The 13623-nt window shown below is 55.7% G+C and carries 13 protein-coding genes and 1 pseudogene; 6 read left to right on the top strand and 8 right to left on the bottom strand.

The window, feature by feature from the left end; all coding sequences use genetic code 11:
• Positions 1-9 precede the first annotated feature (9 nt).
• Positions 10-1209 carry an S-methyl-5-thioribose kinase gene (mtnK, locus tag ACRDD5_RS16715; protein WP_438677400.1) on the bottom strand — a complete coding sequence of 400 codons (1200 nt, stop codon included), beginning with the start codon at positions 1207-1209 and terminating at the stop codon, positions 10-12.
• Between the two features lie 105 nt (positions 1210-1314).
• Between mtnK and mtnA the strand changes: the two genes are divergently transcribed.
• Positions 1315-2343: an S-methyl-5-thioribose-1-phosphate isomerase gene (gene mtnA / locus ACRDD5_RS16710; RefSeq protein ID WP_438677399.1), complete on the top strand. Its 1029-nt coding sequence runs from the start codon at positions 1315-1317 to the stop codon at positions 2341-2343.
• Between the two features lie 41 nt (positions 2344-2384).
• Here the strand turns inward: mtnA and ACRDD5_RS16705 are convergent, their stop codons facing one another.
• From ACRDD5_RS16705 to ACRDD5_RS16695, 3 genes are read right to left on the bottom strand one after another with little or no spacing between them, the layout of a single operon-like run.
• Complete coding sequence (locus ACRDD5_RS16705; protein ID WP_438677398.1) at positions 2385-2927, bottom strand: 1,2-dihydroxy-3-keto-5-methylthiopentene dioxygenase; 543 nt, start codon at positions 2925-2927, stop codon at positions 2385-2387.
• Positions 2924-3613, bottom strand: coding sequence for an acireductone synthase (gene mtnC, locus ACRDD5_RS16700; protein WP_438677397.1), 690 nt, complete (start codon positions 3611-3613; stop codon positions 2924-2926). The genes ACRDD5_RS16705 and mtnC overlap by 4 nt, the downstream gene beginning before the upstream one ends.
• Complete coding sequence (locus ACRDD5_RS16695) at positions 3610-4224, bottom strand: methylthioribulose 1-phosphate dehydratase (RefSeq protein ID WP_438677396.1); 615 nt, start codon at positions 4222-4224, stop codon at positions 3610-3612. The genes mtnC and ACRDD5_RS16695 overlap by 4 nt, the downstream gene beginning before the upstream one ends.
• 125 nt (positions 4225-4349) lie before the next feature.
• Between ACRDD5_RS16695 and ACRDD5_RS16690 the strand changes: the two genes are divergently transcribed.
• The gene (locus ACRDD5_RS16690) at positions 4350-5510 is read left to right on the top strand and encodes a pyridoxal phosphate-dependent aminotransferase (protein WP_438677395.1); all 1161 of its coding nucleotides are present in this window, start codon (positions 4350-4352) and stop codon (positions 5508-5510) included.
• Between the two features lie 60 nt (positions 5511-5570).
• On the opposite strand, the pseudogene citR reads toward ACRDD5_RS16690, so the two are convergent.
• Positions 5571-6471: pseudogene (gene citR / locus ACRDD5_RS16685) on the bottom strand (DNA-binding transcriptional repressor CitR).
• 224 nt (positions 6472-6695) lie between these two features.
• Complete coding sequence (dsbG, locus tag ACRDD5_RS16680) at positions 6696-7442, bottom strand: thiol:disulfide interchange protein DsbG (protein WP_438677394.1); 747 nt, start codon at positions 7440-7442, stop codon at positions 6696-6698.
• Between the two features lie 364 nt (positions 7443-7806).
• Here dsbG and ahpC point away from each other — a divergent pair, with 364 nt between their 5' ends.
• Together ahpC and ahpF are read left to right on the top strand one after the other, a co-directional pair.
• A complete protein-coding gene (gene ahpC, locus ACRDD5_RS16675; RefSeq protein WP_438677393.1) occupies positions 7807-8370 on the top strand; it encodes an alkyl hydroperoxide reductase subunit C in 564 nt (187 codons plus the stop codon).
• A 150-nt stretch (positions 8371-8520) separates the two neighbouring features.
• Positions 8521-10080, top strand: coding sequence for an alkyl hydroperoxide reductase subunit F (ahpF, locus tag ACRDD5_RS16670; RefSeq protein ID WP_438677392.1), 1560 nt, complete (start codon positions 8521-8523; stop codon positions 10078-10080).
• 58 nt (positions 10081-10138) lie between these two features.
• Here the strand turns inward: ahpF and uspG are convergent, their stop codons facing one another.
• Positions 10139-10567 (bottom strand): universal stress protein UspG, encoded by a 429-nt coding sequence (uspG, locus tag ACRDD5_RS16665; RefSeq protein ID WP_438677391.1) that lies wholly within the window; start codon positions 10565-10567, stop codon positions 10139-10141.
• A gap of 217 nt (positions 10568-10784) precedes the next feature.
• Here uspG and ACRDD5_RS16660 point away from each other — a divergent pair, with 217 nt between their 5' ends.
• Positions 10785-12026, top strand: coding sequence for a zinc-dependent alcohol dehydrogenase (locus ACRDD5_RS16660; protein ID WP_271283526.1), 1242 nt, complete (start codon positions 10785-10787; stop codon positions 12024-12026).
• Between the two features lie 62 nt (positions 12027-12088).
• Here ACRDD5_RS16660 and rnk read toward each other — a convergent pair whose 3' ends face one another.
• Complete coding sequence (gene rnk, locus ACRDD5_RS16655; RefSeq protein WP_438677390.1) at positions 12089-12499, bottom strand: nucleoside diphosphate kinase regulator; 411 nt, start codon at positions 12497-12499, stop codon at positions 12089-12091.
• Positions 12500-12786: 287 nt separating this feature from the next.
• Between rnk and ACRDD5_RS16650 the strand changes: the two genes are divergently transcribed.
• On the top strand, positions 12787-13617 hold the full coding sequence (locus ACRDD5_RS16650) for an alpha/beta fold hydrolase (RefSeq protein WP_271283528.1): 831 nt from the start codon (positions 12787-12789) through the stop codon (positions 13615-13617).
• Positions 13618-13623: the final 6 nt, after the last annotated feature.

The following is a 13623-nucleotide window of genomic DNA, read 5'->3' as shown; positions in this document are numbered from 1 at the left end:
GGAGAACAATCAGCTGTACTGACGCACCCGTGCCACCAGCGCGTCCACGCTGTCGATCCGGTCGGCAATCACAATCAGCGCTTTGCCCAGCGTAATGGCGTGGCGCAGGCATTCGTGGCGCATTTCGTCATCCTGAATGGTGTCGATATCCGCCACGTGCGACAGGCCCACGCTGCGGCGGATAAGCTCGGTGCCGCAGAAGCCAATCGCGTCCTGCCACACCTTTTTCAAAAACTCAGAGGCATAGCCTGGCACGCACAGCGCGGCATCACGGGATTTTTCCGCAGCCAGCGCCTGGAAGCGTTCGGCAAAGGTGGTCCACAGCTGCTGGATGTCGATCAGACGCTGTTCACGTCCGGCGGCCGCGTCGCGGATCCCGAGATGGCCCGGCAGGCCGCAGAAGTTAAGCAGCAGGTTGCCAATGGCAGTCCCGATATCAAAGCCAATCGGGCCAAAGTAGCCGAACTCGGCGTCAATCGCCTTCAGGCTGCCGTCGGCGACAAAAATCGAGCCGCTGTGAATATCGCCGTGCAGCAGCGCTTCGGCCTGAGAGAAGAAGCGGTGCTTCAGGGAGGCGACGGCGATCTTCAACTGGTCATCATTGCGCAGGGCGGCAACGTCGTTTTCCAGCGCCGCCGGATAATTATTACGCTCGTGGATCTGGTACGGATCGTTGAAGAACAAGTCTTCGGTGATCTCGCACATCTCCGGATTGATGAACTGCGCCACCCGCGCTTTTTTAGCGTGCGGGTGCAGATAAAAATCGCTGGTGTGGAACAGGGTATGCGCCAGGTATTCGCCCAGCTGACGCGCGGCCTGCGGGTAGTACACATTGCCGATCAGCTCCCCGCGCCAGATCTTATGGCTGGAGAGATCCTCCATCACCATCACCGCCAGCTCGGGGTCGAAGTGGTGGATTTTGACCGTGTGCTGCGGGCTGTGCTGATAGTGCTCGACCAGAGTTTCTGCTTCGAGGCGGGCGCGATCCAGCGTCAGCGGCCAGGATTCCCCCACGCAGCGCACATAGGGCAACGCCTGCTTGACGATAATGCGGCTCACACCTTCACTGTCGAAAATTTTAAACACCAGATTGAGGTTGCCGTCGCCCACCTCCTGCGCCTCTACCAGTGACGATGGGTTTTCAAGGCCACCAAACTGCTGGGCGTACGCCACGGCGTCCTGGGCGGTAAAGGTACGGTATTGCGACATTGCCGGTTCCTCATGGGTTCTCATAATAAAGACATTCAGACGTCTATACATCTGGAATTCATCCTGACACAATGTGATACAACAACGCAACAGAGAATTAACGACATGCAGACATTACAGACGACCAGCCTGCGAGTGGCGAACAATCAGTTATTTATTCTCGATCAACAGGCGCTCCCGCAGGAGAAACGCTGGCTGGATGCCTCAACGGTAGAGGCGCTGGTGGGGCATATTCACGCCCTGAGGGTGCGCGGTGCACCGCTGATTGGTCTCTCTGCCAGCCTGCTACTGGCGCTGCTGGCGGAACAGGGTCACAACCGGGATGCGCTGGCGGTGGCGCTGGATACGTTGCGCGCCGCGCGCCCGACGGCGGTGAACCTGATGAACAATCTCGACCGCATGAAGCAGGCCCTGTGGCAGGAGGATTTTGTTCCCGCGCTGGTGGACGAAGCGTTGCGCCTGATAGAAGAAGATAAACAGCTCTGTGAAGCCATTGCTCTTGCAGGAAGCGCGCTGGTGCAGCCGGGCAGCCGCCTGCTGACCCACTGCAACACCGGCGGGCTGGCGACAGCGGGCATCGGCACGGCGCTGGGGGTGATTGCCCTTGCGCATCAGCAAGGCAAGGTGAGTAACGTCTGGGTGGATGAAACCCGTCCGCTGCTGCAGGGCGGCAGGCTGACGGCCTGGGAGCTGGGCGAGCTGGGTGTGCCTTATCAACTGATCGCCGACTCCATGGCTGCCAGCCTGATGGCGAAAGGGCAGGTGGATGCAGTGTGGGTGGGTGCGGACCGCATTGCCGCCAACGGCGATGTGGCGAATAAAATCGGCACCTATTCGCTGGCGGTGCTGGCGAAATTTCACGGGATCCCTTTTTACGTAGCGGCCCCGCAAACCACTCTCGATCCGCATTGTCCGAACGGCGACGCGATCCCGATTGAACAGCGCGATCCCCGCGAGATCACCGGGGTAGCCGGCAGCTTTGGTGCCGTGCAGTGGGCTCCGGTTGATGCCCAGGTTTATAACCCGGCGTTTGACGTGACGCCTGCGGCACTGATTAGCGGTTGGGTGCTGGATACGGGTGTGGTATTGCCGGACGCGGTGGAACAGGGGATTTTTGCGGGGAGCACGGTCTGAAAAATGCCGGGTCGCGCGAACGCTGACCCGGCCTACAAAATCTAAGGTAGCCGCGGATAGGCATCGGCAATGGCATCGCCGGTAAACTGGGCTACCCAGCCTTCCGGGTTATCGAAGATGCGGATGGCGGTAAAGTTCGGCTCGGAGCCCATATCAAACCAGTGCGGGGTGCCGGCGGGGACGGAAATCAGATCGTTTTTCTCACACAGCACCTGATACACCTGGTCCTCAATGTGCAGGCAAAACAGCCCGGCGCCTTCGACGAAGAAGCGCACTTCGTCTTCGCCGTGGGTGTGTTCATTAAGAAACTTCGCGCGCAGGGCCTCTTTCTGCGGGTTGTCGGCACGCAGGCTGATCACGTCCCAGCTCTGATAGCCTTTTTCCGCTACCAGCTTATCAATGGCGTGCTGATAGGCGTTAATCACCGTCTCGGCGGCCGGGTCGCGGCCTAAATCGCGGTCGGCTTCCCAGCGTTCAAAGCGGACGCCGCGGGCATACAACTTCTCGGCAATCTCGGCGGCGTCGGTGCTGTGCCACTGGGGCTGGTTGGCTTCGTTATCAGAAAAAATGGTCAATGCGCTCATGAAGGAATCTGCTCCGGATTGATGTCGTCGAACTGGTGCACCTGATGGTGATGGCTGGCGCCGTCGTCATCGCCGCGAATCAACTGCAGGGTGCGAAAACCTGCCTGTTCTGCAGCGTCCAGCTCCTGATGAACATCAGACAAAAACAGGATCTGCGACGGGGCAACGCCAATTTGCGTCGCAATATTCTGATAAGACTGGGGTTCCCGCTTGGCCCCGATGTGGGTATCAAAATAACCGCTGAACAGATGAGTAATATCACCTTCGTCGCTGTAGCCAAATAACAGTTTTTGCGCTGCAACGGATCCAGAGGAATAAACATATAAATCAATGCCCTGCGCTTTCCATTTTTCAAGCGAGGGCAGGACGTCCGGGTAGAGGTGGCCGGTGAAGTCGCCGTTGACGTAGCCATCCTGCCAGATGATGCCCTGCAGCGCTTTCAGCGCCGTTGATTTGCGGTCCTGGTCCATAAACGCGAACAGGGTGTCGACCAGTTCGCTGGCGCTGGCCTGCGGCTCGGCAATCTCTTCACGCAGATTGTCCAGAATGGTCTTTACCGGTTCGGCGTACTGCTGCGCACTGACGAACGCGGCCAGCCGCTCGCGCGCATAAGGGAACAGGACATTATGGACAAAACGAATATCGCTGGTGGTGCCTTCAATATCCGTCACAATCGCGCGAATCATACTCTCTCCAGGTGTCGTAAACGCATCTCGCACTCGAACAGGAATTCGAGGCCTTCAAGGTGACGCCGGGCTTCTGCCACGTCGCGTCCCCAGCAGGTTAAGCCATGACCGCGCAGAAGAAAACCATAATTAAGCGGATGCGTCTGCGCGTAATCGGCGATGCGCGCCGCCAGCGCGTCAATATCTTGGTCGTTATCAAATACGGCGATCGACAGGGTATCGAGATGGCTGGTCTGGCCGCTGAGGGATTTCTGCATCTCAAAGCCGCTCAGGCGTAGCGCCGGCTCTTTAACCAGTCGTGACAGCACCGTCGCATTCACCGTATGAACATGCAGCACCGCATTGGCCTCGGGGAAGAGGCGATAGACCAGCGTGTGCAGGCCAGTCTCGGCCGAGGGTTTACGCCCGGATGGGGCGCGGTTGCTGGCAATCTCAACCTGCAGGAAATCATCGCTGGTCAGGCTGCCTTTATCTTTGCCGGATTCGCTGAGCCAGCACCAGCTATTGTCCTGGCGGATCGACATGTTGCCGCCGGTTGCGGGCGCCCAGCCCTTTGCGCCAATCCAGTGGCAGGCGTCGACCAGGGATGTGAGTTGCAGGTTGTCTGTCATCTTCCTTATTACCTCTGTCGGTCAGGAATATCATTATGGTTTAGACGTCTAAGCGTCTTGATTGCCAAATACTAACATCGTGTTATAGTGGCAGCAACATATGTATTACACGCGGGCCCACAATAATGAGCAATAACCCATTGATTCCAGAGAGTAAACTTCCCAGCCTCGGCACTACGATCTTTACGCAAATGAGCGCCCTGGCGCAGCAGCATAATGCGATCAATCTGTCGCAAGGTTTCCCTGATTTTGACGGTCCGCAATACCTCCAGCAGCGGCTGGCGCATCACGTGGCGAACGGCGCGAACCAGTATGCGCCGATGACCGGTGCGCAGCCGCTGCGTGAAGCGATTGCCGACAAAACCGCCGAACGGTATGGCTACAAACCCGATGCGAACAGTGACGTTACGGTTACCGCGGGTGCCACCGAAGCCCTGTACGCGGCGATCACTGCCCTGGTGCGCACCGGCGATGAAGTGATCTGCTTTGATCCGAGCTATGACAGCTACGCCCCGGCGATTGCCCTGTCGGGTGGGGTGGTGAAGCGGGTGGCGCTGCAGCCGCCGCATTTCCGTCCGGACTGGCAGGCGTTTGCAGCCCTGCTGAGCGAAAAAACCCGGCTGGTGATCCTCAATACACCGCACAACCCGTCGGCGACGGTGTGGCAGAATGCGGATTTTGCCGCACTCTGGCAGGCGATTGCCGAACGTGAAATTTACGTTCTGAGCGATGAAGTTTACGAGCATATCTGCTTTACCGATGCGGGACATGCCAGCGTGCTGGCCCATCCGCAGCTGCGTGAGCGGGCGATTGCGGTGTCGTCGTTTGGAAAAACGTTTCATATGACCGGCTGGAAAGTGGGCTACTGCGTGGCACCAGCGGCGATTAGCGCCGAGCTGCGCAAGGTGCATCAGTATTTGACTTTTGCGGTCAACACCCCGGCACAGTTGGCGATTGCCGACATGCTGCGCCACGAGCCTGAGCACTACCGCGAGCTACCGGACTTCTATCGCGCCCGTCGGGATCTGTTTATTGACGCGCTGCGCGGCAGTCGGCTGGAGATCCTGCCCTGCGAAGGTACCTACTTCCTGCTGGCGGACTACAGTGCGATCTCCGATCTGGGTGACGTCGAGTTTTGCCAGTGGCTGACGAAAGAGGCTGGTGTGGCGGCGATCCCGCTGTCGGTGTTCTGCGCCGATCCGTTCCCGCACACGCTGATTCGCCTCTGTTTTGCGAAACAGGAAGCCACGCTGCTGGCGGCGGCAAAAAGACTCGCGGCGTTGTAAATAAAAAAGCAGAATAAAATTAACCAAAATTTTATTCTGCTTAATTTGAACAAGACATTTTTACTTTAGCGATAGCTGTTCAATAAACCGGGAGAATAGCGCGCTGTTAAGCGCTGCACGGTTATACATCATAAACATTTCAATTTTGGGTAAGGTAAATTCAGTCTCAATCTTACGAACATTCAGGCATTCCCGATAGGTGTCATAGACATTTTCCGGAATGTACCCCACCAGGTCAGAGGTGCTGATCATGGCGATTAACGACATAAACGAGTCGCTGCGAAAGGCTATGGTTCTGTCCGATAATTGGGTTGCCACTTCCCGCTGAAACGCTTTTACCCCTGGCTCTTCGGTCATAAAAAATGTGAATTTTTCATTGAGTAGCGCCTCATTAGTGACGGAGTTCCCCATTCGTGGGTGACCCTCACGGCAAATGAGCACAAAATTGATTACCTTAAAGGGGATGCAGACGACGGAGCGGTTGCTGAGCGGGTTATAGGAGAACACCAGGTCGGCTTTTCGGTAGGCCAGCAGGTCTTCAGCCGTATCCGCTGTAAGCAGCATGTCATGGAGTTCAATTTCATAATTATGCTCCTCCATCAATAACTTAATGGGATAAAGTATGGCGCTTGTGGTCATCATCGGCGGGGAGTAAATATGGAATTTCTTCGTCAGGCCAGAGCTGTGCATCAGGTTGATGGTTTGTTCAAGCTGATTGAGGTTTTGCTCAAGGTGAACATGCAGGTTAGTACCCACGGTGGTCGGTGTAATGCCTTTACCCGCGCGGATAAACAGCGGATCGTCGAGCTGGGTACGCAGCCGCTGTAGAGACTGGCTGACCGCGGAAGGGGGTGATAAACAAGGTTTCAGCAGCTTTACTGATGCTAAGGTGCTGATAAATACATTCAAAAATGACCAGTAGATTAAGATCAAATTTTTTCAGATCGTAAAGATTAGCCATGATTCGTCCTGATTAGCTGTATCGGTTTCGTTATCTGATACGAAATAACTATAGATATGAGTTAACCATTCATCATCCATTTGACAGGTAAACTTAACTCAATTTAAATTTCAGCTTAATATATCATGACCAGAGAGTTATGAAATAAATAGCACCTGCTCAGTGAGATAATTTTATTCTGAAAAAAAGAGGCGGCATGGTTGTGTATCTGCCGCCACCCTGAACTACTGTGAACCCATCATGCTCTCCAGCTGCGTATTATCGGGTAATCCGGCGACCTGCTGTAATTCCTGGTTAGCATTCATATAATAAATCGCTGGAGTGGCACTGGCACCCAGAGCGTCCATAATTTCCTGATTAGCATTCAGGGTTTTGATATGTTCGGGAGAGGTGGACGGGGGTGCCGTCAGCGCCATTTTTCCTCCGGATCGCTCGTAATCGTGCCAGGTTTTTGCCGGGTCGGCTGCGGCAAGAATGGCCGCCGCGGCACCCGTGCTTTCGGGCTTAATCACCCCCACCAGCAGCGTACGCAGCTGCACCTTTCCGGCGTCCACCCACGGGCGTGCCTGCTGCCAGAACTGCAGGCAATAAGGGCAGAACGGATCGGCGAAGACATAAATGATGCGGGGGGCATCTTTATTGCCGTCGAGCAGCCAGTTGGCTTTCTCCATCCGCTGCCACAGTTCACGTCCGGCAGGGGCATAAATTTCTTTCTGAATCACCTGCTCACTGAGGTTTTTACCTTCTTCATCATACATATAGCCGGAGATTGCATGCTTGCCATCCGGCGTCAGGTATATGGTGACGCCCATATCCTGATATTTGCCCAGCCAGCCCTTCACGCCGCCGGGTGCCTCGAAGGGTTTAATGATGGTGATACCTTGTTTTTCAATGGCTTTAACCGGTGCTGGCAGCTCTTCTGCATGGGCGATAAGCGGCAGAAGCGTGAGGAGCAGGGCGGGTCTGAACATGATCAATCCTTATAAAATTATGGGCAAAGGAAGCGTTTCGGCAAAACCTATCATAGCCATAGATATTTTAAACGGCTTCGCCAATTGCCCTTTGTTGGAGCGGGTGGTGTAATCCGTTCGCTGTCACGACCTTGCAAAAGGTAATGTAGAGCGCAACGCATCGCCAGCTCCGGCTGGCACTGAGATATCTTCAGGTATGTCAGGTAACAGGGCCGCCGTTAAGGCGGCCTTTTTACGTTCAGCTCACAGGGTGGCTTCCCAGGGTTGTTAGGTATCGCTGATTGATTCGATACGGCGAACGCATTAGCCCGTCCGGGCAAAGTTGGTTACCTTAGCCCTCAACGAAACCACGGAGGAAGTACAGATGTCTTTAATTAACACCAAAATCAAACCGTTCAAAAACCAGGCATTCAAAAACGGCGACTTCGTAGAGATCACCGAGAAAGATACCGAAGGTCGCTGGAGCGTGTTCTTCTTCTACCCGGCTGACTTTACTTTCGTCTGCCCGACCGAACTGGGCGACGTTGCAGATCACTACGAAGAACTGCAGAAGCTGGGCGTAGACGTTTACTCTGTCTCTACCGACACCCACTTCACCCACAAAGCATGGCACGGCAGCTCCGAAACCATCGCCAAAATCAAATATGCGATGATCGGCGACCCAACTGGCGCCCTGACCCGTAACTTCGACAACATGCGTGAAGATGAAGGTCTGGCTGACCGTGGCACCTTCATCGTTGACCCGCAGGGGATCATCCAGGCGATGGAAGTTACCGCTGAAGGCATCGGCCGTGATGCATCTGACCTGCTGCGTAAAGTGAAAGCCGCTCAGTATGTGGCATCTCACCCAGGCGAAGTGTGCCCGGCGAAATGGAAAGAAGGCGAAGCAACCCTGTCTCCTTCTCTGGACCTGGTCGGCAAGATTTAAGTCTGTAAAGCCCGGTGGCGCGACGCTGCCCGGGCCTGTTTTAACGGGTGCATGGCACCCGTTTTTCTTCCCAACACCATAATGCAAGCTTCATTCAGGCGCGCGACGAGGCGGCTTGCATGATGATGTTTTCATTAGCAGGAGATAACGATGCTCGACACCAACATGAAAACCCAGCTCAAGGCTTACCTTGAGAAGCTGACCAAACCTGTTGAGCTGATTGCCACGCTGGATGACAGCGCTAAATCGGCAGAAATCAAGGAACTGCTGGCTGAGATTGCCGAACTGTCACCTAAAGTGACCTTCACCGAAGACAACAGCCTGCCGGTGCGCAAGCCGTCGTTCGCGATCGTCAATCCTGGTTCCACCCAGGGCCCGCGCTTTGCTGGTTCTCCGCTGGGACATGAATTTACCTCCCTGGTGCTGGCGCTGCTGTGGATCGGTGGTCATCCGTCAAAAGAGGCTCAGACGCTGCTGGAGCAGATCCGCGATATCGACGGCGATTTTGAGTTTGAAACCTATTATTCGCTCTCCTGTCACAACTGCCCGGACGTGGTGCAGGCGCTGAACCTGATGTCAGTCCTGAACCCGCGCATCAAACACACCGCGATTGACGGCGGTGTGTTCCAGAACGAAATCACCGATCGTAACGTGATGGGCGTTCCGGCGGTATTTATGAACGGTAAAGAGTTTGGTCAGGGCCGTATGACGCTGGCGGAAATCGTTGCCAAAGTGGATACCGGTGCCGAAAAACGTGCGGCGGAAGAGCTGAACAAGCGTGATGCTTACGATGTATTGATTGTTGGCTCCGGCCCGGCAGGTGCGGCGGCGGCGGTATACTCAGCGCGTAAAGGTATCCGTACCGGCCTGATGGGCGAACGTTTTGGTGGCCAGGTGCTGGATACGGTGGATATCGAAAACTATATCTCCGTACCAAAAACCGAGGGTCAGAAGCTGGCGGGTGCCCTGAAAGCGCACGTCAGCGACTATGAAGTGGATGTGATCGATAGCCAGAGCGCCAGCAAACTGGTACCGGCGGGGCATGAAGGCGGCTTGCATCAGATTGAAACTGCGTCAGGCGCGGTGCTGAAAGCGCGCAGCATTATCATTGCGACCGGTGCAAAATGGCGCAACATGAACGTGCCAGGCGAGGATCAGTATCGTACTAAGGGCGTCACCTACTGTCCGCACTGCGACGGCCCGCTGTTTAAAGGCAAGCGCGTAGCGGTGATCGGCGGCGGTAACTCCGGTGTCGAAGCGGCAATTGATCTGGCCGGTATCGTTGAGCATGTGACGCTGCTGGAGTTCGCACCAGAAATGAAAGCTGACCAGGTGCTGCAGGATAAAGTGCGCAGCCTGGGCAACGTCGATATCATCCTGAACGCGCAGACCACCGAAGTGAAAGGCGATGGCAGCAAAGTGACCGGGATTGAGTACCGTGACCGCGTCAGCGGCGACGTTCATAACGTTCTGCTTTCCGGGATCTTCGTGCAGATTGGTCTGCTGCCGAATACCACCTGGCTGGAGGGCGCAATTGAGCGTAACCGCATGGGCGAGATCATCATCGACGCCAAATGTGAAACCAGCGTGAAAGGCATCTTTGCAGCGGGTGACTGCACCACCGTGCCGTACAAGCAGATTATTATTGCCACCGGCGAAGGGGCGAAAGCATCACTGAGTTCGTTTGATTATCTGATTCGCAGCAAATAAAAAGAACGTAAGACACACCTGCAATGCTAAGAGGCTACCTGACGGTAGCCTCTTTTTTTTACCTCACCACCAGCACCGGAATATTGGCGTGGCGGACCACGCTTGAGGCATTCGATCCCAGCAGATGGGTGGAAATCGAAGGGTTACGTGAACCTATTACCACGATATCCGCGTGCATTTCGGTAGCCACCTCGTTTACCACATCGCGCACATGACCAAAACAGACATGGGTTTTAATCCGTGACGGGTCGATGCTGAAATGGCCGACCATCGACTGCAGCCGGGTCTGCGCTTCGTGCTGAATATGATCTTCGAAACGCCGCATATCGGCAGCAAAGCGGTGCAGACCAAAGCTGGCCGAGCCCGGTAGAACATGAATTAAATGAATGATGCCATCCTGCTGCGCCAGAAACTCCGCGTGGCGAATCGCCTTATCGCTAAGCTCCATCTCAAAAACATCCACCGGCATAATGATTGTCTGATACATACCCGTTTCTCCCTGTTTACTTTCACTAAATTCATTCAATCATAAAATATTATTTGTTTCTGATAGGTGGTTGGCAGTTTTTAAACTTGCGGTCTATCGTTCCCTGTTGACGCTCTCCAGGAATAATCTCAAAGCGGACGCTTTCCCCGGGTTATCGCCGCAGATGGCTACCCTTTTAAGGTTAACACGCGCTTTTTCACTGTTATCCGGAGGTCGCATGAAAGCATTGACGTATCACGGTCCACACAGCGTTCGCGTTGAAAACGTTCCCGATCCGATTATTGAGCACGCTGACGATATTATTCTGCGCATCACCGCCACCGCGATCTGCGGGTCGGATTTGCATCTCTATCGCGGCAAGATCCCGCAGGTAAAGCACGGCGATATTTTTGGTCATGAATTTATGGGTGAGGTGGTGGAGACCGGACGCGAGGTGAAAGATCTGCGTAAGGGCGACCGGGTGGTGATCCCCTTCGTCATTGCCTGTGGCGACTGCTTTTTCTGTCGCATGCATCAGTACGCCGCCTGTGAAACGACCAACAGCGGGCAGGGCGCGGCCCTGAATAAAAAACAGATCCCGGCCCCCGCCGCGCTGTTTGGCTACAGCCACCTGTACGGCGGCGTGCCCGGCGGTCAGGCGGAATATGTGCGGGTGCCAAAAGGCAACGTCGGGCCGTTTAAAGTGCCGCCGCTGCTGTCGGATGACAAAGCGCTGTTCCTGTCAGATATTCTGCCTACCGCCTGGCAGGCGGCCAAAAATGCGCAGATTGAAAAAGGCAGCAGCGTGGCGGTATTCGGTGCCGGACCGGTGGGATTGCTGACCATCGCCTGCGCGCGGCTGCTCGGTGCCGAGCAAATTTTTGTCGTCGACCATCACGACTACCGGCTGCGTTTCGCCGAGCAACGCTATGGCGCGATCCCTGTCAACTTTGACGTAGACGATGACGCGGCGGAAAAAATTATCGCCCAGACGGCAGGCCATCGCGGGGTGGATGCGGTGATCGATGCGGTCGGGTTCGAAGCGAAAGGCAGTACCACCGAAACGGTACTCACCACCCTAAAGCTGGAAGGTAGCAGCGGTAAAGCGTTGCGCCAGTGTATTGCCGCTGTGAGGCGCGGCGGGGTGGTCAGCGTGCCCGGCGTGTACGCTGGTTTTATCCACGGTTTTCTGTTTGGCGATGCCTTTGATAAAGGGCTGACGTTTAAAATGGGGCAGACGAACGTTCACGCCTGGCTTGGGGAACTGCTGCCGCTGATTGAGCAAGGGCTGCTCACGCCGGAGGAGATTGTGACCCACTATCTGCCGTTTGAAGAGGCGGCCCGCGGGTATGAGATCTTCGAGAAGCGCCAGGAAGAGTGCCGGAAGATCATTCTGGTGCCGGGAGCGCACAGCCCGCAAGTGGCTAAAGAACGCGTAACGGGGCTCGTCAATGCGATGCCACCGGCTGCCACTCTCTGAAGACAGAAAGAGGATGCAGATGCATCCTCTGGGCAAAGCGGGTTAACGCTTGTCAGATGGGATTAGCGCTGGTATTCCCCGGCGGCTTCAGGCTGAAAGATAAGCTCCAGCACCTCGAGATGGGTGGAGGTTCCGCCCGGCAGCTCCCAGTGGATGGTGTCGCCGGTGCGCAGGCCAATCAACGCCGCCCCTACCGGTGCCAGCACCGAAAGCTGGGTCGCGCTGTCCGTCATCTGATTCGGATAGACCAGCGTGCGGGTGCGTTCCTCGCCGGTGGTCAAATCGCGAAAGCGCACCTGGCTGTTCATGGTCACCACGTTATGCGGCATGTCCTGCGGGGCGCACATCTGCGCGCGATCCAGTTCGGCGTTCAGCGCTTCTGCAACCGGCAACGAGGCAAAGGCCGGTTGCTCCAGCAGGCGGTCGATACGTTCGGCATCGAGTTCGTTAATGATAATGGTGGGTCTGGACATTGTTTACTCCATGTCGTTTATGCTGCGACAACCGCAGAAGAGATGCCAAAAGAAAACCCTCGCTATCCGCTAGCGAGGGTTTAACTGCCTCTGATGATACTGACTCTGCGCCCGGGTTTGAAGTGATGGATGTCACATTCGCAGCGTGGATTTTTCCCGAAGGCGTGAACGGGTACTTTCGTATGAATTTTGCGCGAAAAACGTGATCGTTGGCCGATTTGAATTATCCTTTTTAAGCGCCTGTAGCAAGCGCCCACCTGCGGTTGTGTTCCGTTTTAGGAGATCTCATGAGCGATTACGACAAAGTTACCCTGAAAGACGGCAGCTATTTGCATTTCAAAGACTGGGGCAGCGGACAGCCGATTGTGTTCAGCCACGGCTGGCCACTCACGGCAGATGCCTTTGAAGATCAGATGTTATTTCTGGGGTCACAGGGTTTTCGCGTGATTGCGCATGACCGACGCGGGCACGGTCGTTCCGCCCAGACCTGGGACGGCAACAACATGGATCAGTACGCGGACGATCTGGCTGAGCTGACGGCGCACCTGAACCTGAAAGATGCCGTTCACGTCGGACACTCGACGGGCGGGGGCGAAGTGGCGCGCTACATCGGCCGTCACGGCACTGAGCGGGTAGCAAAAGCGGTGCTGATAAGCGCGGTGACGCCAATCATGATCAAGACCGATTTTAACCCGGACGGGGTGCCGAAAGCGGTGTTTGACGGTATCCGCGACGGCGTGGTGAAGGATCGTGGTGCCTTTTTCTACGAACTGAGCGCGGCGTTTTATGGCTATAACCGGTCGGGGGCCAGCGAATCCATCGCTGTGCGCGAAAGCTTTACCGTGCAGGGGCTGCAGGGGTCAATCAAGGGGCTCTATGACTGCATCGCGGCCTTCTCAGAAACCGATCTGCGGGAAGACCTGCGCAAAATGACCCTCCCGACGCTGGTCATTCACGGCGACGACGATCAGATCGTGCCGTTCGAAACCTGCGGTAAGGTGGCGGTGACGCTCCTGCCAGACGGACAGCTGAAGGTGTATCCCGGCGCGCCGCATGGCATCTGCACAACCCATAAACAGCAAATTAACGAAGACCTGCTGCAGTTTATTCAGTCTTAATTTTCT

This window comes from Silvania sp., assembly GCF_051656365.1.
Taxonomy (GTDB): Bacteria; Pseudomonadota; Gammaproteobacteria; order Enterobacterales; family Enterobacteriaceae; genus Enterobacter; species Enterobacter hatchlandensis.
Note: the sequence above shows the minus strand (reverse complement) of the source record. Positions and strands in the feature narration are given on the sequence as shown.